This window comes from Stenotrophomonas sp. FBCC-B152 (assembly GCF_059134105.1).
This window is the reverse complement of the sequence record NZ_CP101442.1, coordinates 4507501-4530217: the sequence shown is the minus strand read 5'-3', so window position 1 is coordinate 4530217 and position 22717 is coordinate 4507501. Positions and strand designations below refer to the sequence as shown.

The window sequence follows — 22717 nt, the reverse complement described above, 5'->3', positions numbered from 1 at the left end:
ACGTCGGAAGGAGAACGCAGGCGCGCCATCAGTGTGACCAGCACGAACAGCAGCGCGACCGCGCCGCCGCTGTGCGCCACCGCCACTTCCAGCGGCACCGCCAGCTTCACGTTCAGGATGCCCAGGGTGATCTGCAGCACCACCAGCAGCCCCAGCGCGCTGGCCCAGCCGCGCATGCTCGGCAGCCGGTACAGGCGCACCGCCAGCCACAGCAGGTACACGGCCACGACGACGGCAAACATGCGGTGCGCCATCTGGATGGCGATACGCGAAGCGCCATCGAGCACGCCCCCTTCGTAATCCACCCCGATCCCACGCCACAGGGTGAAGCCTTCCTTGAAGTCGTGCTGCGGCCACCACTGGCTCACGCAGCGCGGGAAATTATCCAGCGAGGCACTGCCGCCACCGCAGGCCAGCGCGGCGTAGTTGGCGCTCACCCAGCCGCCCAGCGCGATCTGCATCACCAGCACGGCCACGCCGATGCGCAGCAGCCACTTCAGCTTCGGCGCCTGCACCAGCGTGATCGGCATGTGCGTGGCGCGCCAGGCCATCCACACCAGCAGCCCGAACATCAGCATGCCGCCGAGCAGGTGGCCCATCACCACGATGGGCTTGAGCAGCAGCGTCACCGTCCACATGCCCAGCAGCGCCTGGAAGATCACCACCGCCAGCGTCAGCAAGGCCGCGCGCGAGAGGTCGATGTTGTTCCAGCGCAACGCGGCGATCAGCAGGATCACTTCGCCGGTGATGGCCAGGATGCTGGCCGACACGTGCATGCCCATCATGTACAGCGGTATGCCGGTAGCCACCAGCACGCACGCAGTAACCACGGCGGTGGTGCCCCAACGCCGGCGACGCGTGGCCAGCAGCGCCAGGGTGAGGATTTCAATGCCCAGCGCGCCGGCCAGGAAACGGTGCACCTGCTCGCGCCACGCCTTGTGGGTTTCCAGCGGGCGGATCTTGGCCGCTTCGTGGCCGATCACTTCCTGCGCATGCTGCGGCCAGGTCACGCGGCCATAGCAGGTCGGCCAGTCCGGGCAGCTCAGGCCGGCATCGGACAGGCGCACGAACGAACCGAACATGATCGTGCTGGCCGTCATGATCAGGGCGAACCACGCCAGACGGTGGAAATTGCGATGCAGCGCCGGGCGCGCGGTGGGGTTCATCAAACGGAACTCACTTCAGTTTCAACAGCGTGGCCATGTCCTTGCGCAGACCGGCCAATTCGAATCCCGGCGCATACCGCATGATCACGAACCCGTTCGGGTCGATGACATACACAGGCGTGCCGGCGGCGTCATCCACGGCGGGCAACACGGCACGCAGGTTCGGCTGGGGGGCCAGCACGCGCAGGGCGGGAAAGCCCTGGACCTCGGCCGGCGGCGTACCCAGCCACAGGATCTCGACATTATCGGCCCTATGGCCGAACAGCTGCCACACCTTGTCCAATCCCTGCGACAAAGTGACGCACTCGGCTGCGCAGCCCGGGGCGGGTGCCACCAGGATGCGCCAGACATGGGCATCGGGGTTCCACGGGTACGGTTGGCCGTTGGCCAGGGTGGGCGGCAGCGCGCGCGCGTCCACCGCCGGGGTGAACACTTCGCCGGTGTTGCGGTGGGCGGCCGGCTGCCAGCCGGCGAAGCGCAGCACGCCGGCCAGCGCCATGGCCCCGAAGAACAGGCCGAACAGGGCTACCAGGGTCCAGCGGCCACGGTTGCGGGCCTTGAGCTGTTCCGGGGTGATGGCATTCATGCGTGGGATTTTCTCATGGAAGGAGGGGGCGTGCCGGGCGCCGCCGGCGCCATTCGAGGACGAGGGCGACGATCAGCACGGTCAGGGCCAGGCCGAACCACTGCACGGCGTAGCCGAGGTGGCGGCTGGGCGGCAGGGTGTTGGGCAGCAGCTCCAGGTCACGGGCGTAGCGGCCGGGCAGCGCGGGGTCCAGGCGCAGCACCGGGCCGTGCAGGCTGCCCGCGGGCAGTGCCAGCGCGGTGGCCACTTCCGCGGGCGGCATGCGGTTGGCCAGCCACACGCCTGGCTGCGGGGTCGGGGTGAATGCCGGGCCCAGCACCAGGCCGCTGGCCGGCGGCGGCGCCAGCAGGCCGGCCACGTGGGCGGTGCCCTCGCGCGGCACGATGGCCGGCAGGGTGCGGTCGCCCGGCATCGGCAGCCAGCCCAGGTCCACCAGCACCACCGCGCCGCCATCGCTGCGGAACGGCTGGTACACCTTGATGCCGGCGCGGCCTTCGCGGGTCTGGTTGTCCAGCAGCAGCGTGCCGGGCAGAAAGCGGCCGTGGTCCTCCACCCAGCGCAGCTGCACCGGTGCGGCCTGCGCCTGGGCCAGGCTGAGGGTCTGCGCGCGAGCGGGCAGCTGCTGGTCCAGCAGCGCCTGTTTTTCATGCATCCGCTGCAGCTGCCAGCGGCCCAGCTGGCAGAACACCATGATCACCAGCACGGCGGCGACCCAGCCGATCAGGCGCGTGTGCTTGCGCATCATGACAACGCCGGCAAAACGCGGTCAGATAGGCATACCCGCCCTGCCCTCGAGCTGCGCATGAATGATTCGTTGAAGACCCTGCTGGTAATCGCGTTTCTGATCGTCATCGTCTGGAATCTGGGCGCGGGGCTGTATTACCTGCTGGTCGACCGTGGCCAGACCAAACGCACGGTCAATGCGCTCACCCGCCGCATCGCGGTATCGGTGGCGCTGATCGTGCTGGTGGCCATCGGCATCTACAGCGGCTGGATCAAACCCCACGGCGTGGGCGGCTGATACCGCCCGACGCTACAGCACGTAGACGAACAGGAACAGCATCAGCCACACCACGTCGACGAAGTGCCAGTACCACGCGGCGGCTTCGAAACCGAAGTGGTTGTCGCGGGTGAAGTGGCCCTTGGCCGAACGCAGCCACATCACGATCAGCATGATCGTGCCCAGCAGCACGTGCGCACCGTGGAAGCCGGTGAGCATGAAGAACGTCGAACCGTAGATGCCCGAGCCCAACGTGAGATTGAGCTCCTTGTAGGCGTGGATGTATTCCTCGGCCTGCAGGGTGAGGAAGAACGCGCCCAGCAGCACGGTGATGCCCAGCCACACCAGCAGCTGGCGGCGGTGGCCGGCCTTGAGCGCGTGGTGGGCGATGGTGAGGGTGACGCCGGAGGTGAGCAGGATCAGCGTGTTGATCAGCGGCAGGCCCCAGGCCGGAATGGTCTGGAAGTGGCCGCCGATGGCGCCCGGGCCGTTGGTCGGCCAGGCGGCCGAATAGCCATCCCAGAGCAGTTCGTTGGTCATCACCCCGTCGCCCTCGCCGCCCAGCCACGGCAGGCCCAGGTTGCGGGTGTAGAACAGCGCGCCGAAGAAGGCACCGAAGAACATCACTTCGGAGAAGATGAACCACACCATGCCCATCCGGAACGAGCCGTCGACCTGGTGGTTGTAGTGCCCGGCCTGCGATTCGCGCACCACGTCGCTGAACCACCAGAACAGGGTCAGCACCAGCATGGCGATGCCGGCATAGAAGGTCCACTTGCCCCAGCCGGCATCATTGAGCCAGCTGGCCACGCCCACCATGGTCACCATCATCGCGATGGAGCCGATGAAGGGCCACTTGCTGTGGGTGGGCACGAAGTACACGTTGGCGTCTGGGCTGTGCTGGGTGGCCATGATCGGTATCCGGGTACGTATCAGGGTGCCGAGCGCGCGGTGGCCGGCGGGGTCGCCGTGGCCAGCTGCGCCGACAGCGCGTCGTTCTTGTAGAACGTGTAGGACAGGGTGATGGTCTTGATGTTGGCCGGCAGGTCCGGGTCGACGATGAAACGCACCGGCATGTCGCGTTTCTCGCCCGCCACCAGGGTCTGCGCGGTGAAGCAGAAGCATTCGGTCTTGCTGAAGTAACCCGAGGCCTTGGCCGGCGCCACCGATGGCACGGCGCTGCCCACCAGCGCGCGGTCGCTGTCGTTGCGCGCGTAGTACAGCGCTTCGTTGAGCTCGCCGGGCACCACGTCCATGGTCAGCTGTTCGGGGTGGAAGGCCCACGGCAGCTTGGAGTTCACGCCGCCATCGAACTGCACCCGCACGGTGCGCTTGGCCGCGCCGGGCGCGCCGACGGCCGCCGCACCGGGGCCACGCTCCAGCCGCACCCCGAACACCTTTTCGCAGGCAATGCGGTACAGCGGCACCAGCGAGAAGGTGAGCACGAACACCGCCACCGCCACCGCGATCAGGCGCGGCAGCCCGGCATGCGGTGCGGGGCGGGTTTCGCTCATCGCCCCAGCACCCCGCTCAGGATGAAGCCGACATAGACCAGGATCGCTACCGCACCCACCCACAGCGCGGTACGGCGGGCGCGTTGGCGGCGGGCAGCCAGATCCTGTTGGTGCACGTCATGCATGGCGGACCTCAGTGGGTGATGTCGTCATGGGCCAGATCGCCCGGGCGGATGGTCGGCGGCACGGTGAAGGTATGCGCCGGTGCCGGTGACGGCACCGTCCATTCCAGCCCGCGTGCGCCTTCCCACGAACGGTCAGCGGCCTTTTCGCCGTTGCGCAGCGAGGCGATCAGGATCGCGGCCATCATGAAGGGGGTCACGAACATGCCGAATGCGCCAATGGAGCTGATCAGGTTCCAGTCGGCGAAGGCCACGCTGTAATCGGGAATGCGGCGCGGCATGCCGGCCAGGCCCAGGAAGTGCTGCGGGAAGAACAGCAGGTTCACGAAGAGGATGGACCACCAGAAGTGCACCTTGGCCCAGAACTCGCTGTACATGCGCCCGGTCCACTTCGGCCACCAGTAGTACACCGCGCCGATCAGCGCGAACACCGCGCCGGTCACCAGCACGTAGTGGAAGTGGGCCACCACGAAGTAGGTGTCGTGGTACTGGAAGTCGGCCACCACGATGGCCAGCATCAGGCCGGAGAAGCCGCCGATGGTGAACAGGATCACGAAGGCCACCGCCCACAGCATGGGCGCTTCGAAGGTAAGCGAACCGCGCCACATGGTGCTCACCCAGTTGAACACCTTCACCCCGGTGGGGATGGAGATCAGCATGGTGGCGAACATGAAGTAGATTTCGCCGCCCAGCGGCATGCCCACGGTGAACATGTGGTGGGCCCAGACGATGAAGGACAGGAAGGCGATCGCGGCGATCGCGTAGACCATGGCCTGGTACCCGAACAGCGGCTTGCGGCTGAAGGTGGGGATGATTTCACTGACCACGCCGAACGCCGGCAGGATCATGATGTACACCTCCGGGTGGCCGAAGAACCAGAAGATGTGCTGGAACATCACCGGGTCGCCGCCGCCGGCCGCGTTGAAGAAGCTGGTGCCGAAGAACTTGTCGGTGAGCAGCATGGTCACCGCACCGGCCAGCACCGGCATCACCGCGATCAGCAGGAAGGCGGTGATCAGCCAGGACCAGCAGAAGATCGGCATCTTCAGCAGGTCGATGCCGGGCGCGCGCATGTTGAGCACGGTGGCGATGATGTTGATCGCGCCCATGATCGAACTGATGCCGGCCACGTGGATGGCGAACACGGTGAACGCCACGTTGTAGCCGCCCTGCAGCGACAGCGGCGGGTACAGGGTCCAGCCGCCGGCCGGCGCGCCGCCGGGCAGCAGGAAGGTGAGCAGCAGCAGGCTGAAGGCCACCGGCAGCAGCCAGAACGACCAGTTGTTCATGCGCGGCAGCGCCATGTCCGGCGCGCCGACCTGCAGCGGGATCATCCAGTTGGCCAGGCCGACGAAGGCCGGCATGACGCCACCGAAGATCATCACCAGCGCATGCACGGTGGTGAGCTGGTTGAAGGTTTCCGGCTTCACGAACTGCAGGCCCGGCTGCATCAGCTCGGCGCGGATGATCACGCTCATCGCTGCGCCGATGATGAACATGATGAAGCTGAAGAGCAGGTAGAGCGTGCCGATGTCCTTGTGGTTGGTCGAGAAGAACCAACGTTCGAAGAACGACTGCTGATGCCCGTGATGCCCGTCGTGATCAACTGCGGAATGCGCCATCGCCACACCACCTCGTTGGTTCGGTTTCAGCGCGCGCCGTGCGGCACGCGCGGTTCGTATCAGGCGTTTTCAGGCGCCGGTGCAGCTGCGGGTGCAGCCTCGGGTGCGGGCGCCGCCGGGTCTGCCGGTGCAGGCGTGGCTTCCGGTGCGGCCGGTGCCGGCGCCGGATCGGGCGCCTTGGGCCGCTTGGCGGCCAGCCACTTCTGGAAATCTTCCTTGGACACCGCTTCCACCACGATGGGCATGAAGCCATGGTCCTTGCCGCACAGCTCGGCGCACTGGCCGCGGTACACGCCGACCTTCTCGATGTTGGTCCAGGCTTCGTTGACGAAACCGGGAATGGCATCCTGCTTCCAGCCCAGCGCCGGCACCCACCAGGCGTGGATCACGTCATCGGAGGTGATGACGAAGCGCACCTTGGTGTCGACCGGCAACACCAGGCGGTTGTCCACGTCGAGCAGGTAATGCGGGTGGCTATCGCGGTCGGGCACCTTGCCGCTCTGCCGGACCCGGTCCGATTCGCGGTCCAGGCGGCTGGTGAAGGTGACCTCTTCGCCCAGGTATTCGTACTTCCACATCCACTGGTAGCCGGTGACCTTGACGGTCATTTCGGCATCGCGGGTGTCGTAGAACTTGATCAGGTTGGCCGTGGCCGGCCACGCCATCACCACCAGGATGATCACTGGTATGACGGTCCAGACGATCTCGGCCTTGGTGTTGTGGCTGAAGGTGGCGGCCACCGCCCCCTTGGATTTGCGGAACTTGAAGATGGCATAGAACATCGCGCCGAACACCAGCACGCCGATGACCGTACACACCCACAGCGAGAACATGTTGGATTCCCAGGCCAACCGCGAGCTCTGGGTGACCCCCTTGCCCATGTTCAGCTGCCACGGTACCGGGTCGGCCGATTGGGCCCACGCCAGTGCCGGCGCCATCAGCGCTGCCCCACACCCCACTGCCTTTGCGAACTGCGTGCCCCACTTTCTGCGTTGCTTCATTGCCTAGACCCTTAGCGTCGTCGGTTGCAGCCATCGCTGGCCACTAGCAAGCCTTCTGGTTCTCTTCCCGCCGACGATCAGCCCCCACCCCATGGGGGTATGCACTGAACACCGGCGATCGACCGGGTGCGGGTTCATCTCCGCACACTCCGTTCATTCGAGCGCCCGTGGGGGACGCGTTTTCCTGCCGCAGGAAACGTCTCGATGGTAGCCCTGATCTCGCGCGAGCGGCAAGGGTCCATTCACAGTTTTGGGAATGGTGCAATACAGCATAAGCATCGGCGACGGTTTTGACGAAATCGGCACAGTTTTTAACGACACCACTGGATCCGCCGAATCCCCCTGTATGAAAGGCTATGAACGCGATCCGCGGCGCAGCTCCGATTGCTTTCACGGATGAAAAAGCGATTAAAATGGTCAAGTTTTCCACGAGCCAACCGGCATGACCGCACCTTCCGCGCTTCCCCCTGCCCCGGCCCCGTCCGGCGCCTCCCGCCCGCCGCTGCTGTCCCCCGAGCTGCCGGGTGTTCCCAATGCGTTCCGCCAGGCCATCACCGATGCCTGGATGAAGGACGAGGCCAGCCACGTGCGCGAGCTGCTGGCGCAGGCGCGCCTGCCCGCCGACGAACAGGCCACGGTGCAGGCCACTGCCGCCGACCTGGTCAAGCGCGTGCGCGTGCGTGCCAAGGACCAGGGCGCGATCGAAGCCTTCATGCGCCAGTACGACCTGGGCAGCGAGGAAGGCGTGCTGCTGATGTGCGTGGCCGAAGCGCTGCTGCGCATTCCGGACCAGGACACCGCCGACAAGCTGATCCGCGACAAGCTCGGCGAAGCGGACTGGAAGAAGCACCTGGGCGGCAGCGATTCGGTGCTGGTCAACGCCTCCACCTGGGGCCTGATGCTCACCGGCCACATCGTGCAGATCAACGACTCCACCCGCGCCGACGTGCCGGGTGCGTTCGCGCGCCTGATGGGCCGCGTGGGTGAGCCGGTGATCCGCCTGGCCGTGCGCCAGGCGATGAAGATCATGGGCCACCAGTTCGTCATGGGCCGCACCATCGACGAAGCGCTGTCGCGCTCGCACAAGGGCGACAACGCCAGCTACCGCTATTCATTCGACATGCTCGGCGAAGGCGCGCTGACCATGAAGGACGCCAAGCGTTACCTGGAAGACTACCGCCGCGCGATCCACTCCATCGGTGGCGACCACAAGGCCCGTGGCGGCCGCCCGGACGGCGACGTCAATTCGGCCCCCGGCATTTCCATCAAGCTGTCGGCGCTGTACCCGCGCTACGAGCACGCCAAGCGCGCGCGCGTGATGGCCGACCTGGTCCCGGGCGTGCTGGAACTGGCGCAGCTGGCCAAGTCGTACGGCATCGGCTGCACGGTGGATGCCGAGGAGACCGACCGCCTGGAACTGTCGCTGGACATCATCGAAGCAGTGGTGAGCGATGCCTCGCTGGCCGGCTGGGAAGGCTTCGGCGTGGTGGTGCAGGCGTACCAGAAGCGCACCCCTTACACGATCGACTACCTGGCCGACCTGGCCCGCCGCATCGGTCGCCGCCTGCAGGTGCGCCTGGTCAAGGGCGCGTACTGGGATGCGGAAATCAAGCGCGCCCAGATCGACGGCCTGCCGGCCTACCCGGTGTTCACCCGCAAGCAGAACACCGACGTGTCCTACCTGGCCTGCGCCAAGCGTCTGTTCACCCATGCCGATGCGATCTACCCGATGTTCGCCACGCACAACGCGCACACCATCGCCGCGGTGCAGGCGATCGCGCAGGGTGGCCAGTACGAACACCAGAAGCTGCACGGCATGGGCGATGACCTGTATGCCGAAGTGGTGCCGGCCAACCGCCTGAACGTGCCGTGCCGCGTGTACGCACCGGTGGGTTCGCACGAAGACCTGCTGCCGTACCTGGTGCGCCGCCTGCTCGAGAACGGCGCCAACTCCAGCTTCGTCAACCGCATCACCGACGACGCAGTGGCCATCGACGACCTGATCCGCGATCCGGTCGAAGCCGTGGCCTCGTTCGACTCCATTCCGCACCCGAAAATCCCGCTGCCGGTTGACCTGCTGCGCAGCCAGAACCACGACAGGAAGAACTCCATGGGCGTCAATCTCGCCAACGACAACGATCTGCGCGCCCTGGCCGAGCAGCTCAACGCGGCCGTGAAGCCGTGGCAGGCCGCCCCGCTGGTGCCGGGTGCACAGCCCACCGGCGCACTGTTGAACGTGGTCAACCCGGCCGATACGCGCCAGGTGGTGGGCCAGTGGCAGCCGGCCGACAGCGCCACCGTGGAAAAGGCCCTGGCCAACGCCGTGGCCGCACAGCCGCAGTGGAACCGCACCCCGGCCGCCAGCCGCGCGGCAATCCTCGAGCACGCCGCCGACCAGCTGGAAGCACGCCTGCCCGAGTTCATGGCGCTGTGCGTCAAGGAAGCCGGCAAGAGCCTGCCCGACGGCATCGCCGAAGTGCGCGAAGCGGTGGACTTCCTGCGTTACTACGCCAAGCAGGCGCGCGAGCAGTTCGGGCATGCCGAAAAGCTGCCCAGCCCGACCGGTGAATCCAACGAACTGCAGCTGCACGGCCGCGGCGTGTTCGTGTGTATCAGCCCGTGGAACTTCCCGCTGGCGATCTTCCTGGGCCAGGTTGCCGCCGCGCTTGCCGCCGGTAACAGCGTGATCGCCAAGCCGGCCGAACAGACCAACCTGATCGGCTATTACGCGGTGAAGCTGCTGCTGGATGCCGGCGTGCCCGAAGGCGTGGTGCAGTTCCTGCCCGGCGACGGCGCCACCGTGGGCGCCGCGCTCACCGCCGACCCGCGCGTGGCCGGCGTGGCCTTCACCGGTTCGACCGACACCGCGCGTGCGATCAACCGTGCGATGGCTGCGCGCGATGCCGCCATTGGCGTGCTGATCGCCGAAACCGGTGGCCAGAACGCCTTCATCGCCGACTCCTCGGCGCTGCCGGAGCAGCTGGTCAAGGATGCGATCGGTTCGGCGTTCACCTCGGCCGGCCAGCGCTGCTCGGCCGCGCGCGTGCTGTTCGTGCAGGACGACATCGCCGACAAGGTGATGACCATGCTGGCCGGTGCGATGGCCGAACTGAAGATCGGCGACCCGGGCCTGCTGTCGACCGACGTCGGCCCGGTGATCGATGCCGATGCGCTGCAGATCCTGCAGGAACATGCGGTGCGCATGGAAAAGGAAGCGCGCCTGATCGCCGCTGCCGAGCTCAGCGAAGCCGCCGCGCACGGCACCTTCTTCGCCCCGCGTGCGTACGAGCTGAAGAACCTGGACCAGCTGCACAAGGAAATCTTCGGGCCGGTGCTGCACGTGATCCGCTGGAAGGGCGACCAGCTCGATACGGTGATCGACCAGATCAACGCCACCGGCTACGGCCTCACCCTGGGCGTGCACTCGCGCATCGACGAAACCGTGGACCGCATTTCCTCGCGGGTGAACGTGGGCAACGTGTACGTCAACCGCAACCAGATCGGTGCGGTGGTGGGCGTGCAGCCGTTCGGCGGCCAGGGCCTGTCCGGCACCGGTCCGAAGGCCGGCGGCCCGCACTACCTGCTTCGTTTTGCCACCGAGAAGACCGTCACCGTGAACACCACGGCGGCCGGCGGCAATGCCTCGCTGCTGACCCTGGGCGATTGATCGGCGTTGTAATGGCTTGAACGAAAAACCCCGCGAAAGCGGGGTTTTTTGTGGGTGATGCCAGCGCCGTCACTCGGCGTGGATCGCCTCGATTTCATCGCGCAGGAGCAGTTCTTCGCCCATGTAGCGCTCGAACTTGATGCGGCCGAACCCCGGGGCGTACCAGGCTTCCATGCGGTTGTCTTCGAAGGTCGCGGTGAGGTGGCAGGTGTCCTTGAAGGTGCGCGGCTGGTCGTCGACCGTGGCCTCCACGTCTTCGAAGCCGACGAAGGTGTAGTCGTTGAAGCCGTCGTAGTCGACCGGCTCGACCGTTTCTTCCACGTGGTGGGTGCGTTCGCCGCTGCCGTTGACCACGAAGCGCTCGCCCGGCTTGGCGCTCTGCGGGAAGGTCGGCGCGGGCTTGAAGGTATCGGTCATCACCGGCCGGGAAGCGTCGCCGCCCCAGGCGGAGATGCCGTAGCGGTCCTGGCCCAGCAGCTGGCGGCCGCTGGCATCGTAATAGGCGGCCGTACCGACGCCACCACCGGCGCTGTGCACCTTGATCGCGTCGTGGCCGTTGAAGGTGGCCTTTTCGATGGTCAGGGTTTCATCGCCGGTGGAGAAGCGCAGGCCCGGGGTGAGGGTGAAGCAGGTGGCGAAATCGGCGGCGGCGAAGGCCGGCGCGGCCAGCGCGGAGAGGGCGAAGGCCAGGGTGGAACGAAGCAGAACGGGCGACATGTGGTTTCCTTGTCATGGATCGTGAAGCGGTTCCTGCGCCGCAGGCGGCACCCGGCCGGCTGCGCGCGGACCGGGATTGTACGGGGCTGTGGCATGATCCGGCCATGCGCCCAAATGTCCTGCCGTTGCTGCTGGCGATGTTCCTGTCCACCGTTCCCGCGGCCATGGCGGCCGCCAACGAGCGTGTACTGGTGTTCACCAGCACCGCCAAGTTCCGCCACGACTCGATTCCCACCGCGGTGAGCACGCTGCGCCTGCTGGCCGAGCGGGAGCGCATGGCGGTGGACCAGAGCGAGAACGCAGCCGACTTCAACGATGCCAACCTGGCCCGCTACCGGGTGGTGGTGTTCGCCAACACCACCGGCGATGTGCTCGATGCCGCCCAGCAACAGGCGATGGAGACGTTCATCCGCGCGGGCGGCGGGTTCATGGGCGTGCATTCGGCCGCCGACACCGAGTACGACTGGCCCTGGTATGGGCAGCTGGTGGGCGCGTATTTCAAGAACCACCCCGAGGGCCTGCAGTTCAGCCGCGTGCAGCCGGAGCGCGGGGGCAAGCCGCAGGGCACCTCGTGGCCGGTACGCGACGAGCTGTACAACTACCGCAGCAACCCGCGTGGCGCCGTGCAGGTGATCGCCACGGTGGACGAGCGCATGTACCAGGGCGGCACCATGGGTGCCGACCATCCCATCGCGTGGTGCCACCCGTTCGATGGCGGGCGCAGCTGGTACACCGGCCTGGGCCATGACACGGGCCTGTACCGCAACCGCGATTTCCTGGCCCACCTGCGGCAGGGCCTGCTGTATGCGGCGGGTCGCTCGCCCGAATGTTGAAACGATAAGACCCAAACGCAGCAGGCCCCGCTTGCGCGGGGCCTTCCGTCTGTTACGCGACGCGAACGCCGTGGATCAGAACTTGTAGTTGAACGAAGCAGCCAGCACGTCGCCGCGGACCTTGTACTTGCCGGTCAGCGAGTTGCCTTGGTTGTTGGTGGTGGCGCCAATGTTCACGTTCGGGTCGCTGGTGAACAGGTGGGTATAACCGAAGTTGTATTCCATGTTCGCCGACGGGGTCCAGCCCAGGCCGAACGACAGCCACTTGCGGCTGGTGTCCGGCACGCGCACGTCGCGGTGTGCGTCGGTGGTCGGGGTCTGGTCGTACGCGACGCCGCCACGCAGGGTCAGGGTCTCGCTCAGCTTGTAGTCGGCGCCCAGCGACACGAAGGTGGTGTCACGGTAGCCGAATTCCAGCACCGAGTCCGGCTGCGCCGAGGCGTAGTCGATGGTGACCTGGTCGAACGCGGTCGACCATGCGGTACGGGTGACATCACCCATCACGGTCCACTTGTCGTTGATGTTGTGGGTCACGCTCATGGTGGCCGAGGCCGGCAGGGTCACGGTGGCCTTGCCCGAGGTGGTCACGAAGCGACCCGGCTGGGCAACGGCCAGCACGGCAGCAGCGTTGGACGGCACGTCGAAGGTGGCGTCGCCGCCGGTGATCTTGTGCTCGACCTTGGAGCGGTAGCTGAAGCCGATGTGGGTGTTCTCATCGGGGCTGAACAAGCCGCCGACGGTCCAGCCCACGGCGTTGTTGTCGCCTTCGACGGTCAGCTTGCCATCGGCGCTGCCCGGGGCGAAGCCCGGCACACGGGACTGGGCCAGCGCGGTGCCGAAGTCGATGTTGTTGCTCAGTTCGATGGTCAGGTGCTCAACGAACACCGACGCGCCGAAGGACACGTACGGGTTGACGTCGTACGAGGCGGCAAAGCCCAGGTCGATCGCCTTCAGGTCGGTCTTCAAGCCGCTGTAGCGACCCACCCAGCCGTTGTCGTAATCGGTCTTGAAGCCGAACGGAGCGGTCAGCGACACACCGAAGTGGGCCTTTTCGCCGATCGGCATGTGGAAGTACGCGGCCGGAACCGGGGCAATCATGCCGGCGTCGCCGCCGTCACCGCCGGTCTGCGGCTGGCCGGTCGGCTTGCGGCCGGTGCCTTCGAATTCTGCCTTGAAGCTGATGGCGCTCAGGTCGCCCTGGATCTGGGTGCCTTCCAGCTGGCGCATGCCGGCCGGGTTGACCGCGATGATCGAGGCGTCGCCCTGGGCGCTGCCCGAACCGGCGAAGGCGCGGCCGAGGCCCTTGGCGCTGTTTTCCTTCAGCTGGAAGGCGGCGGCGTTGACGTGGCCAACGGCCAGGACACCGGCGATACCGACAGCGAGGGCGGTGACGCGGGCGAGGGTGGAAGCGGTATGCATCGTTTGTTCTCTCCGGAAATGCGTGTGGTTTGGCAACGCGCGCCTGCGCTGTCCCAGGCCCCGAAAGGCTTGACACAACGCGCCGGATTCCCCTCCCGACATACGACGCCGTATGCGAGTATACCCAGACCAGTTAATGAAACAATAACGCGATCACCCTTTCCGGCTATTCAGGCTGAACGCGTCTTCGCTCCTTCAGGCGCGTTGCCGCGCTAGGCTAGCGCCCACGCATGTTCGTCTCGCTCCCCTCCCGCAAGAAGTCCGCCGTCCGCTGGGCGACGCCCCTGCTGTTCGCGACGCTATGGGCCGCATTCCTGTGGTCGATCTCGCGCCCGGGCGATGCCCGGCGCAGCCTGTGGATGGACTGGGGCGCGTTGTCCACCGGGCTGACCCGGCCATTGGACTGGTGGGCCACCTTCCAGGACGGCAGCGTGCTGCGGTTGTTCACCGCGCTGTTCCTGCACGCGGATTGGTCGCACCTGCTGGGCAACCTGGTGTTCCTGCTGATCTTCGGCCTGCCCGCCGAGCGGGTGCTGGGGCCGTGGCGGCTGATCCTGCTGTTCCTGGTGGGCGGGGCGATCTCCAACCTCACCGCGATCTACACGATGGGCAGCCCGGACCAGATCATCATCGGCGCCAGCGGCGCGGTGTCGGCGCTGATCGGGGCGTACCTGGCCCTGTTCCCGGGCGCCCGGCTGGGGGTGGTGATCCCGCTGGGGCTGTTCCTGGAATTCGTGCGGGCGCCGGCCTACCTGCTGATCGGGGTGTGGGCCGGGCTGCAGGTGGTGTTCGCGTACATCGGCCCGACCTTCGGCATGGTGGCCTGGTGGGCGCACATCGCGGGGTTCGTGTTCGGGCTGGTGTATGGGGTGTACGTGCGCGCGGCGATCGCGCGGCGGTTGCGGAAGCGGCACGGGTTTTAAGCGTGCGCGCCCCGGGGGGCCGACGTCAGGGCGTCGGCTTGGCTTCCGGCTTTGCTTCCGGCTTTGCTTCCGGCTTCGGCTTTGCTTCCACCTTGGGCGCCGGCTTCTTCGCCGCTTCGGCCTTCTGCTTGGCGGCCACCGAACCGGGCTGCTTCAACTCGGCCAGCGCGTCGTTGATCGGGCCGTCGCCGGGCAGCACGTCGCCGGCCTGGTAGCCTTCGCCGCCCTCTTCATCACCGCGCAGGTGGCCCGGCAGGGTCGCTTCGCTGTAATCGGACAGGCTGGCCGGCAGGTCGTCGTCTTCGCCCGCCTTCTTCTCCGGCACCAGCACCACGTCGGGCACGATGCCGGTGGCCTGGATCGATTTGCCGCTCGGGGTGTAATAGCGCGCGGTGGTCAGCTTGACCGAATCGCCGTTGTCCAGCGGCAGCACGGTCTGCACCGAACCCTTGCCGAAGGTGCGGCTGCCGATCACGCGCGCACGGCCGTTGTCGCGCAGTGCGCCCGCCAGTACTTCCGAGGCGCTGGCCGAACCGGCATCCGCCAGTACCACCACCGGCGCGCCCTTGAGCAGGTCGCCGGGCGTGGCGTCGAAACGCGCGTCGCTGATCGCGATGCGGCCCCGGGTGCTCACGATGTTGCCCTTGTCGAGCAGGTCATCAGCCACCTGCACCGCCGCGGTGAGCAGGCCACCGGGGTTGCTGCGCAGGTCCAGCACCAGGCCCTTGAGCTTGCCGCCGGCCTGCTGCTGCAGCTGGGCCACGTGCTTCTGGAAATCGGCGCCGGTATCGGCCTGGAAGGTGCTCAGGCGAATGTAGCCGTAGCCGGGTTCCAGCATGCGGCTGCGCACGCTGGTGACGCGGATGGTTTCGCGGGTGATCGGCACGTCGAACGGCTTGAGCTTGCCCTCGCGCACGATGGTGAGGATGACCTTGCTGCCGGCCTTGCCGCGCAGCGGCTCGGTGGCTTCGATCGCGCTGATCGGCTTGCCGTCGATGGCGATGATCAGGTCGCCGGCCAGGATGCCGGCCTTGGCCGCCGGGGTGTCGTCGATCGGCGAGATGACCTTGAGGCTGCTGTTGTCGGGCTGCTGCTGCAGCTCCACGCCGATGCCTTCATAGGCACCTTCGGCCTGTTCGTCGAAGGCTTCGGCATCTTCCTTGTCGAAGTAGGTGCTGTGCGGGTCCAGGTCCAGCAGCAGGCCACGGATGGCCGACTGCATCAGTTTCTTGTCGTCCACCGGTTCGACATACGCGGCACGCACCGCGTTGTAGACGGCTACGTAGCGGCGGATTTCATCCAGCGGCACACGCGAGGTCACCGCCTCTTCGGTGGAGGCCGCATCGCCGCCGCGTTCCGGAACCTGGGCGGTCTGCTGCGCCCATGACAGCGCCGGCACCAGGGCCAGCAGCAGGGTGGCGGAACGGGCTACGCGCATGAAGCACTCCAGGTTGAGCGGGGGACGGGACCACACGCACCAATGATGCGTGGCCCGATTATGCGCGAAGGCACGGTAAATTCCCGTTGAACGGCGGGCTACCGGCGCTGCAGCCACGACGACGGATCCACCGGCTGCCCGTTACGACGCAGTTCAAAATACAGCGCGGTAACGCCCTGCCCGCCCGAGTTGCCGACCTTGGCCACGGCATCGCCCTTCTTCACCGTGCCACCGGCATCGCGCAGCAGCGTGTCGTTGTGTGCGTAGAGGCTCATGTAGCCGTTGCCGTGGTCGACGATCAGGATCATGCCGTAGCCGGTCATCCAGTCGGAGAACACCACGGTGCCATCGGCGACGGCGGTGACCGTGCTGCCCGCGGGCGCGCTGATCAGTACACCACTGCTGGTACGCCCGTCCGGCAGCTTGCCGCCATAGCGCGCCAGCAGGTTGCCCGACAGCGGCCAGCCCAGGCCGCCCACCTTGGGGGCCGGCGCCGAGGCCACGGCGGGCGGGGTCTTGCCCGGACGCGGTGGCGGCTTGGTGCCACTGGCGGCGGCAGCGCGCTCGGCCTTCTCGGCGGCGGCCTTTTCGGCGGCGGCGCGGCGCGCGGCGGCACGGCGTTCCGCTTCGGCCCGTGCGGCGGCGGCGCGCAGGTTGGCCAGCAGCGTTTCCAGCGCCTTGGCATCCTGGCCCAGCGCTTTTTCGCGTTCGCTGCGGTCCTTGTAACGTTCGTCCAGGCTGGCCACGGTCTGCGCGCGGGTGCGCCGGTCCTGGGCCAGGCTGGCGGCCTGCTGCTTCTGCTGCTGGCGGGTACCTTCCAGCGTCTGCCGGCGTTCTTCGATCTGCGCTTCCACCGTTTCCAGTTCGGTCAGGTCGGCGGTCAGCGCGCCGATACGCCGGGCGCGTTCGCGCTGCAGGTAGCGGTGATAGGCCAGGGTACGGTTGGCATCGGCCACCCGGTCCTGCGACAGCAGCAGCTTCAACGGTGCGTTGTTGCCGATCCGGTAGGCGGCGCGCAGCAGCGAGGCCAGTTCCTGGCGCTGCGCCTTCAAGCCGGCCTGCAGTTCGGTGCGGCGCTGCTGCAGTTCCTGCAGGGCGCGGGTCTCGCGCTCCAGCGCGGTTTCGGTCTGGGCCAGCACGCGGCCGGTGCGGGCAACCTTCTCATCGGCCTCGCGCAGCTGGCGCGAGGCCTGCCCACGCTGCCCTTCCAGCGTGCGGCGTTCCTGGGCGACGCCCTTGAGCTCGGTACGCAGCTTCTGCAGCTTGCGTTCGGCCTCCTTCGGGTTCTGCGCGGCCAGCGGCGCAGCGCCCACCATGGCCAGCAGCAGTGCCAGCGCCGACAGCGCCACCGGCCAGCGCGAGCCACGGCCGTGCCCAGCGGTCGGATTGTTATTCCGGCGTGAGGAAAAGACGTTGGGGCGCAAGGGCTTTCCAGTGACTTCAGGCAGATGCGGATCGCAGCGCTGCATGGTGACATTCCTGAAGGCGGCCTGCCAGCCGCATACCGGACGATGCCCCCATGAAACTTTCCCCGCTTCCGCTGCTGTTGGCCCTGATGATCCCCTGCGGGTCGGCCTGGGCCGCTGACGACATCAGCAAGGTCAATGGCAGCATTACTGCTGAACCCGGCCAGGCCTATGGCGACCTGGAAACGGTGAACGGCAACATCAAGGTGGGCGCGGGCGCGAGCACCCACAGCATCGAGACCGTCAATGGCAGCATTGCCGTGGACGAAGGTGCGCGCACCGGCAGCGTCTCGACCGTCAACGGCAGGATCGTGATCGGCCCCCGCGTGATCGCGGGTGGCAACCTGGAAACGGTCAACGGCAGCATCTTCACCGATCGCGGCAGCCAGATCGAAGGCAGCATCGAAACGGTCAACGGTGGCATCGGCCTGGTCGAAACGCGCCTGCGCAACAGCATTACGACGGTCAACGGCGACATTACCGTCGGCGTCGGCTCGCAGGTCGAGGGCGGCATCCACGTCGAGAAGCCCAACTTCAACATCTCGCTCAGCGCGCCGCGCAAGCCGCGCGTGATCATCGGCCCGAAGGCGTCCGTCGCCGGCGAGCTGCATTTCGAGCGGGAGGTCGTGCTGTACGTGCACCGTACGGCCAGCATCGGCCCGGTGACCGGCGCCGAACCCGTGCCGTTCGACACCGACGCCGCGCCCGCCAATTGATACGCTTTCACCCGGTGCCCGCGCACCGGCCCTTTGTCTCCAGGAATCCATGATGTCCCGCAAACTTCTGTTGTGCCTGGCCGCCACCGCCGCGCTCACCGCGTGCAAGGGCGAGACCACTGCACCGGCCGCCGCGCCGGCTGCTGATACCGCCCCGGCCGCCGCCGGCCACGCCTTCTCGGCTGAGATCAACGCCGGCGACTTCGGCGAGCTGGTCAAGACCCTGTCGTCGGATGCGTTCGAAGGCCGCGCGCCGGGCAGCACCGGCGAAGACCGCACGGTGGAGTACATCCGCGACCAGATGCAGCGCATCGGCCTGCAGCCGGGCAATGGCGACAGCTGGTTCCAGGAGGTGGCGATGACCGAAACCACCGCCGATGAGACCACCGTGCTGAAGCTGGACCAGGCCGGCAAGCAGCGCGACCTGAAGTTCGGCACCGACATGGTGATCGGCACCCGCCGTGGCCAGAAGGAAGTGAAGATCGACGGCAGCGACCTGGTCTTCGTCGGCTACGGCGTGGATGCGCCGGAGCAGAAGTGGAACGACTACGCCGGCCAGGACTGGAAGGGCAAGACGGTGGTCATGTTCGTCAACGACCCGGGCTTCCACGTCAACGACGAGAAGCTGTTCGACGGCAAGCGCATGACCTACTACGGCCGCTGGACCTACAAGTTCGAGGAGGCCGCCCGCAAGGGTGCCGCCGCGGCGCTGATCGTGCATGACACCGCCGGCGCTTCGTACGGTTGGGACGTGGTCAAGAACTCGTGGGCCGGCCCGCAGTACGACCTGCCGGCCAAGGACGATCCGGAACCCCGCCTGCCGGCGCAGGGCTGGCTGAGTGCCGATGCGGCGCGCCAGCTGTTCGCCGATGCCGGGCTGGACCTGGACCAGGCCTACAAGGATGCCAACAAGCGCGGCTTCAAGCCGGTGCCGCTGAAGGCGAAGATTTCGCTGGACCTGAAGAGCACCATCGCCGAGAAGAAGTCGCGCAACGTGGTCGGCGTGCTGCCGGGCACCAAGCATGCCGACGAGGCCGTGCTGTACATGGCGCACTGGGACCACCTGGGCAAGCATGAAGGCGAGCAGGGCGACAACATCTACAACGGTGCCATCGACAACGCCACCGGCGTGGCCGGCATCCTGGAGATCGCCGACGCGATGGCGCATGAGCAGCCCGCACCGGAGCGTTCGGTGGTGTTCCTGGCGGTGACGCTGGAGGAATCGGGCCTGCTGGGTTCCAAGTACTACGTGAACCACCCGACCTTCCCGCTGGACAAGATTGCCGGCGTGATCAACATCGATGCGATGTCCGTGGCCGGCAAGGCCAAGGACCTGACCGTGACCGGCTTCGGCAGCTCGCAGCTGGAGGACATCCTCAAGCCGCTGGCGGCGGAGAAGGGTCGCACGCTGCATGGCGAAACCTCGGTACAGAGCGGCTTCTACTTCCGTTCGGACCACTTCAACTTCGCCAAGGCCGGCGTGCCGGCGCTGTATGCCGACGGTGGTGAGGACCTGCTCGACGGTGGCGTGGATGCCGGCCGCAAGGCGGCTGAAGCATACGGCCGCGACCGTTACCACGGCCCGAAGGACGAGTACGACGCCAGCACCTGGAAGCTGGACGGCACCGTGGAAGACCTGGAACTGCTGCACGGCGTAGGCAAGGCCATCGCCGTGGGCGGCCAGTGGCCGAACTGGTACGAGGGCAACCCGTTCAAGGCGGCCCGCGACGAGATGATGAAGGGCAAGACCGAGGCGGCTGCGAAGTAAGCCTGGCCCACATCGCTGGTTGAAAGGAAGCGGCGCCTTTGGGCGCCGCTTCTTTTTTGGGGGTCACTCGGTAGCGGAGGGCCACCGCGTCCAGCAATACGGGTACTCGCCTACCTTTGTAGCGAGCCCCGAACGAACCGGGTTCTGCATCAGGTTGTCGGCCTGGGCGAGCAGGGATTCGTCGGAGCGCACGCAATGATCGTAGAACCCGCGTTGCCACAAGGCCCCTTGGCCGCCTCGGTGCAGATTCACTGCGCGCGAGGAGCGGGATTTGAACGCCTGCATGCACCGGCTGATGTTGCCGTTGCCCAGTTGCATCAGCCAATGGACATGGTCAGGCATGACCACCCAGGCGAGCGTGCGCGAACGCTTTTCACGGTCTGAGCAACGCAGGGCTTCGATGACGGATTCCACCGTGGCGTCATCAATGAAGATGCGTTGGCGGTCGGCCACGGTGGTGGTGAGCATGTAGCAGGCGCCCTGGATGGAGCGGCGGCCGATGAGGAGACGTGGGCTGGACATACCCACAGGGTGGTGTTTACCCGTAGCGGGCAGTATCCGGCAATTGCGTATGGAGGTGCAGGAACCGCGTGCAACGTGATGTCGGGGAAACAGCCGATGCGGAAAAGAAAAAACCCCGCTGCGTGAGCAGCGGGGTTTTTGGGTGTAAACCCTGGCGATGACCTACTCTCGCATGGCTTGAGCCACACTACCATCGGCGCAGCTGCGTTTCACTTCCGAGTTCGGGATGGGATCGGGTGGTTCCACAGCGCTAATTTCACCAGGGAGACGGTTGGAGCAGCGCGGTGCGCCAGCTCAGCATTCTTGTCTCCCGTGTCACACGACCGACGGTCGTGTGCTACCGGTGCAGACTCCCGAAAAGCGGGGGCTTGCAAAAAAAGGAAAACCCCACTTCATCTGCAGCGGGGTTTTCGGGGTGTAAACCCCGGCGATGACCTACTCTCGCATGGCTTGAGCCACACTACCATCGGCGCAGCTGCGTTTCACTTCCGAGTTCGGGATGGGATCGGGTGGTTCCACAGCGCTAATTTCACCAGGGAGACGGTTGGAGCGTCGCGATGTCGTGATTTTCCCTTGGGGAAAAAGCACGGCCATACTGCGCCTGCCTCTCATAGTTCTTGTGACGTAGCGTGCACTTGGTATCTATCGACATGTCATGTCGGCCAAGGCAACTTGAGGTTATATGGTCAAGCCACACGGATCATTAGTATCAGTTAGCTCAATACATTGCTGTACTTACACACCTGACCTATCAACCACATAGTCTATATGGTTCCTTCAGGGGGCTTGTGCCCCGGGAGATCTCATCTTGAGGCGCGCTTCCCGCTTAGATGCTTTCAGCGGTTATCGCTTCCGAACATAGCTACCCGGCAATGCCACTGGCGTGACAACCGGAACACCAGAGGTTCGTCCACTCCGGTCCTCTCGTACTAGGAGCAGCCCCTCTCAAATCTCCAACGCCCATGGCAGATAGGGACCGAACTGTCTCACGACGTTCTGAACCCAGCTCGCGTACCACTTTAAATGGCGAACAGCCATACCCTTGGGACCGACTACAGCCCCAGGATGTGATGAGCCGACATCGAGGTGCCAAACACCGCCGTCGATATGAACTCTTGGGCGGTATCAGCCTGTTATCCCCGGAGTACCTTTTATCCGTTGAGCGATGGCCCTTCCATACAGAACCACCGGATCACTAAGTCCTAGTTTCCTACCTGCTTGATCCGTCGATCTTGCAGTCAAGCACGCTTATGCCTTTGCACACAGTGCGCGATGTCCGACCGCGCTGAGCGTACCTTCGAGCTCCTCCGTTACTCTTTAGGAGGAGACCGCCCCAGTCAAACTACCCACCATACACGGTCCCCGACCCAGATAATGGGCCCAGGTTAGAACGTCAAGCACGACAGGGTGGTATTTCAAGGATGGCTCCACTGCAGCTAGCGCCACAGTTTCATAGCCTCCCACCTATCCTACACAGACGAACTCAACGTTCAGTGTAAAGCTATAGTAAAGGTTCACGGGGTCTTTCCGTCTTGCCACGGGAACGCTGCATCTTCACAGCGATTTCAATTTCACTGAGTCTCGGGTGGAGACAGCGCCGCTGTCGTTACGCCATTCGTGCAGGTCGGAACTTACCCGACAAGGAATTTCGCTACCTTAGGACCGTTATAGTTACGGCCGCCGTTTACTGGGGCTTCGATCAAGAGCTTCGCCTTGCGGCTGACCCCATCAATTAACCTTCCAGCACCGGGCAGGCGTCACACCCTATACGTCCACTTTCGTGTTTGCAGAGTGCTGTGTTTTTGATAAACAGTCGCAGCGGCCTGGTTTCTGCGGCCCTCTTCAGCTATAGCTCGCATGAGCCACCAAAAAGGGCGCACCTTCTCCCGAAGTTACGGTGCCATGTTGCCTAGTTCCTTCACCCGAGTTCTCTCAAGCGCCTGAGAATTCTCATCCTACCCACCTGTGTCGGTTTACGGTACGGTCTGCGTAAGCTGAAGCTTAGGAGCTTTTCCTGGAAGCGTGGTATCAGTGACTTTGTCTTAAAGACTCGTCTCGGTGCTCGGTCTTGAAGGATCCCGGATTTGCCAAAGATCCAAACCTACCGCCTTTCCCCCGGACAACCAACGCCGGGTACACCTAACCTTCTCCGTCCCTCCATCGCACTTACGCGAGGTGCAGGAATATTAACCTGCTTCCCATCGACTACGACTTTCGTCCTCGCCTTAGGGGCCGAC

18 protein-coding genes, 3 rRNA genes and 1 pseudogene (1 of these 22 cut by a window edge) are annotated in these 22717 nt (G+C 65.7%); 6 read left to right on the top strand and 16 right to left on the bottom strand.

Annotated features, from left to right (window positions below):
* Positions 1-8 precede the first annotated feature (8 nt).
* The 3 genes and pseudogenes from NMB40_RS20535 to NMB40_RS20525 all read right to left on the bottom strand — a co-directional run.
* A pseudogene (locus NMB40_RS20535) lies at positions 9-1166 on the bottom strand (COX15/CtaA family protein); the annotation flags it as partial.
* A gap of 10 nt (positions 1167-1176) precedes the next feature.
* Positions 1177-1752, bottom strand: coding sequence for a redox-active disulfide-containing membrane protein (locus tag NMB40_RS20530; RefSeq protein ID WP_093532971.1), 576 nt, complete (start codon positions 1750-1752; stop codon positions 1177-1179).
* 13 nt (positions 1753-1765) lie between these two features.
* Complete coding sequence (locus NMB40_RS20525) at positions 1766-2497, bottom strand: SURF1 family protein (protein WP_494359679.1); 732 nt, start codon at positions 2495-2497, stop codon at positions 1766-1768.
* A 57-nt stretch (positions 2498-2554) separates the two neighbouring features.
* Between NMB40_RS20525 and NMB40_RS20520 the strand changes: the two genes are divergently transcribed.
* The gene (locus NMB40_RS20520) at positions 2555-2773 is read left to right on the top strand and encodes a twin transmembrane helix small protein (protein WP_068848753.1); all 219 of its coding nucleotides are present in this window, start codon (positions 2555-2557) and stop codon (positions 2771-2773) included.
* A 12-nt stretch (positions 2774-2785) separates the two neighbouring features.
* Here the strand turns inward: NMB40_RS20520 and NMB40_RS20515 are convergent, their stop codons facing one another.
* The 5 genes from NMB40_RS20515 to coxB are packed head-to-tail and all read right to left on the bottom strand — an operon-like array spanning position 2786 to position 7011.
* The gene (locus tag NMB40_RS20515; protein ID WP_282247951.1) at positions 2786-3664 is read right to left on the bottom strand and encodes a cytochrome c oxidase subunit 3; all 879 of its coding nucleotides are present in this window, start codon (positions 3662-3664) and stop codon (positions 2786-2788) included.
* A 20-nt stretch (positions 3665-3684) separates the two neighbouring features.
* Positions 3685-4266: a cytochrome c oxidase assembly protein gene (locus tag NMB40_RS20510; RefSeq protein ID WP_282247950.1), complete on the bottom strand. Its 582-nt coding sequence runs from the start codon at positions 4264-4266 to the stop codon at positions 3685-3687.
* On the bottom strand, positions 4263-4391 hold the full coding sequence (locus NMB40_RS20505; protein WP_256947664.1) for a hypothetical protein: 129 nt from the start codon (positions 4389-4391) through the stop codon (positions 4263-4265). The genes NMB40_RS20510 and NMB40_RS20505 overlap by 4 nt, the downstream gene beginning before the upstream one ends.
* A gap of 8 nt (positions 4392-4399) precedes the next feature.
* Entirely contained in the window at positions 4400-6010 is a 1611-nt protein-coding gene (gene ctaD / locus NMB40_RS20500) for a cytochrome c oxidase subunit I (protein WP_282247948.1), read from the bottom strand.
* A 59-nt stretch (positions 6011-6069) separates the two neighbouring features.
* Entirely contained in the window at positions 6070-7011 is a 942-nt protein-coding gene (coxB, locus tag NMB40_RS20495; RefSeq protein WP_494359678.1) for a cytochrome c oxidase subunit II, read from the bottom strand.
* 442 nt (positions 7012-7453) lie between these two features.
* On the opposite strand from coxB, the gene putA reads away from it, so the two are divergent.
* Positions 7454-10678 (top strand): bifunctional proline dehydrogenase/L-glutamate gamma-semialdehyde dehydrogenase PutA, encoded by a 3225-nt coding sequence (putA, locus tag NMB40_RS20490; RefSeq protein WP_448141823.1) that lies wholly within the window; start codon positions 7454-7456, stop codon positions 10676-10678.
* Between the two features lie 69 nt (positions 10679-10747).
* Here the strand turns inward: putA and NMB40_RS20485 are convergent, their stop codons facing one another.
* Entirely contained in the window at positions 10748-11395 is a 648-nt protein-coding gene (locus tag NMB40_RS20485) for a hypothetical protein (protein ID WP_282247681.1), read from the bottom strand.
* A 104-nt stretch (positions 11396-11499) separates the two neighbouring features.
* Between NMB40_RS20485 and NMB40_RS20480 the strand changes: the two genes are divergently transcribed.
* Positions 11500-12228 carry a ThuA domain-containing protein gene (locus NMB40_RS20480; RefSeq protein WP_296232225.1) on the top strand — a complete coding sequence of 243 codons (729 nt, stop codon included), beginning with the start codon at positions 11500-11502 and terminating at the stop codon, positions 12226-12228.
* A gap of 75 nt (positions 12229-12303) precedes the next feature.
* Here the strand turns inward: NMB40_RS20480 and NMB40_RS20475 are convergent, their stop codons facing one another.
* Positions 12304-13647 (bottom strand): outer membrane protein transport protein, encoded by a 1344-nt coding sequence (locus NMB40_RS20475; RefSeq protein WP_296232227.1) that lies wholly within the window; start codon positions 13645-13647, stop codon positions 12304-12306.
* 230 nt (positions 13648-13877) lie between these two features.
* Between NMB40_RS20475 and NMB40_RS20470 the strand changes: the two genes are divergently transcribed.
* Positions 13878-14570 (top strand): rhomboid family intramembrane serine protease, encoded by a 693-nt coding sequence (locus tag NMB40_RS20470; protein ID WP_282247678.1) that lies wholly within the window; start codon positions 13878-13880, stop codon positions 14568-14570.
* Positions 14571-14595: 25 nt separating this feature from the next.
* On the opposite strand, the gene NMB40_RS20465 is transcribed toward NMB40_RS20470, so the two are convergent.
* Both NMB40_RS20465 and NMB40_RS20460 read right to left on the bottom strand, forming a co-directional pair.
* Positions 14596-16008, bottom strand: coding sequence for a S41 family peptidase (locus tag NMB40_RS20465; protein ID WP_494359677.1), 1413 nt, complete (start codon positions 16006-16008; stop codon positions 14596-14598).
* A gap of 98 nt (positions 16009-16106) precedes the next feature.
* Positions 16107-17432 carry a murein hydrolase activator EnvC family protein gene (locus NMB40_RS20460; RefSeq protein ID WP_494359676.1) on the bottom strand — a complete coding sequence of 442 codons (1326 nt, stop codon included), beginning with the start codon at positions 17430-17432 and terminating at the stop codon, positions 16107-16109.
* Between the two features lie 95 nt (positions 17433-17527).
* Here NMB40_RS20460 and NMB40_RS20455 point away from each other — a divergent pair, with 95 nt between their 5' ends.
* Both NMB40_RS20455 and NMB40_RS20450 read left to right on the top strand, forming a co-directional pair.
* Positions 17528-18190: a DUF4097 family beta strand repeat-containing protein gene (locus NMB40_RS20455; RefSeq protein WP_494359675.1), complete on the top strand. Its 663-nt coding sequence runs from the start codon at positions 17528-17530 to the stop codon at positions 18188-18190.
* Positions 18191-18242: 52 nt separating this feature from the next.
* Complete coding sequence (locus NMB40_RS20450) at positions 18243-19958, top strand: M28 family metallopeptidase (RefSeq protein WP_494359674.1); 1716 nt, start codon at positions 18243-18245, stop codon at positions 19956-19958.
* Positions 19959-20021: 63 nt separating this feature from the next.
* Here the strand turns inward: NMB40_RS20450 and NMB40_RS20445 are convergent, their stop codons facing one another.
* The 4 genes from NMB40_RS20445 to NMB40_RS20430 form a co-directional block, all read right to left on the bottom strand.
* Positions 20022-20480: an REP-associated tyrosine transposase gene (locus NMB40_RS20445; protein WP_494359673.1), complete on the bottom strand. Its 459-nt coding sequence runs from the start codon at positions 20478-20480 to the stop codon at positions 20022-20024.
* A gap of 149 nt (positions 20481-20629) precedes the next feature.
* Positions 20630-20744 (bottom strand): 5S ribosomal RNA (rrf, locus tag NMB40_RS20440).
* A 158-nt stretch (positions 20745-20902) separates the two neighbouring features.
* A 5S ribosomal RNA gene (gene rrf / locus NMB40_RS20435) occupies positions 20903-21017 on the bottom strand.
* A 145-nt stretch (positions 21018-21162) separates the two neighbouring features.
* Positions 21163-22717: ribosomal RNA gene (locus NMB40_RS20430) — 23S ribosomal RNA — on the bottom strand (it continues 1324 nt past the right edge of the window).

What these genes read in the sequence shown, in the direction of transcription:
- NMB40_RS20445 (WP_494359673.1), bottom strand. Translation starts at nt 20,480, where the DNA reads ATGTCCAGCCCACGTCTCCTCATCGGCCGCCGCTCCATCCAGGGCGCC.
- NMB40_RS20515 (WP_282247951.1), bottom strand. Translation starts at nt 3,664, where the DNA reads ATGGCCACCCAGCACAGCCCAGACGCCAACGTGTACTTCGTGCCCACC.
- NMB40_RS20465 (WP_494359677.1), bottom strand. Translation starts at nt 16,008, where the DNA reads ATGCGCGTAGCCCGTTCCGCCACCCTGCTGCTGGCCCTGGTGCCGGCG.
- NMB40_RS20520 (WP_068848753.1), top strand. Translation starts at nt 2,555, where the DNA reads ATGAATGATTCGTTGAAGACCCTGCTGGTAATCGCGTTTCTGATCGTC.
- NMB40_RS20450 (WP_494359674.1), top strand. Translation starts at nt 18,243, where the DNA reads ATGTCCCGCAAACTTCTGTTGTGCCTGGCCGCCACCGCCGCGCTCACC.
- NMB40_RS20480 (WP_296232225.1), top strand. Translation starts at nt 11,500, where the DNA reads ATGCGCCCAAATGTCCTGCCGTTGCTGCTGGCGATGTTCCTGTCCACC.
- NMB40_RS20505 (WP_256947664.1), bottom strand. Translation starts at nt 4,391, where the DNA reads ATGCATGACGTGCACCAACAGGATCTGGCTGCCCGCCGCCAACGCGCC.
- NMB40_RS20470 (WP_282247678.1), top strand. Translation starts at nt 13,878, where the DNA reads ATGTTCGTCTCGCTCCCCTCCCGCAAGAAGTCCGCCGTCCGCTGGGCG.
- NMB40_RS20455 (WP_494359675.1), top strand. Translation starts at nt 17,528, where the DNA reads ATGAAACTTTCCCCGCTTCCGCTGCTGTTGGCCCTGATGATCCCCTGC.
- NMB40_RS20475 (WP_296232227.1), bottom strand. Translation starts at nt 13,647, where the DNA reads ATGCATACCGCTTCCACCCTCGCCCGCGTCACCGCCCTCGCTGTCGGT.
- NMB40_RS20530 (WP_093532971.1), bottom strand. Translation starts at nt 1,752, where the DNA reads ATGAATGCCATCACCCCGGAACAGCTCAAGGCCCGCAACCGTGGCCGC.
- NMB40_RS20485 (WP_282247681.1), bottom strand. Translation starts at nt 11,395, where the DNA reads ATGTCGCCCGTTCTGCTTCGTTCCACCCTGGCCTTCGCCCTCTCCGCG.
- NMB40_RS20510 (WP_282247950.1), bottom strand. Translation starts at nt 4,266, where the DNA reads ATGAGCGAAACCCGCCCCGCACCGCATGCCGGGCTGCCGCGCCTGATC.
- NMB40_RS20525 (WP_494359679.1), bottom strand. Translation starts at nt 2,497, where the DNA reads ATGATGCGCAAGCACACGCGCCTGATCGGCTGGGTCGCCGCCGTGCTG.
- putA (WP_448141823.1), top strand. Translation starts at nt 7,454, where the DNA reads ATGACCGCACCTTCCGCGCTTCCCCCTGCCCCGGCCCCGTCCGGCGCC.
- coxB (WP_494359678.1), bottom strand. Translation starts at nt 7,011, where the DNA reads ATGAAGCAACGCAGAAAGTGGGGCACGCAGTTCGCAAAGGCAGTGGGG.
- ctaD (WP_282247948.1), bottom strand. Translation starts at nt 6,010, where the DNA reads ATGGCGCATTCCGCAGTTGATCACGACGGGCATCACGGGCATCAGCAG.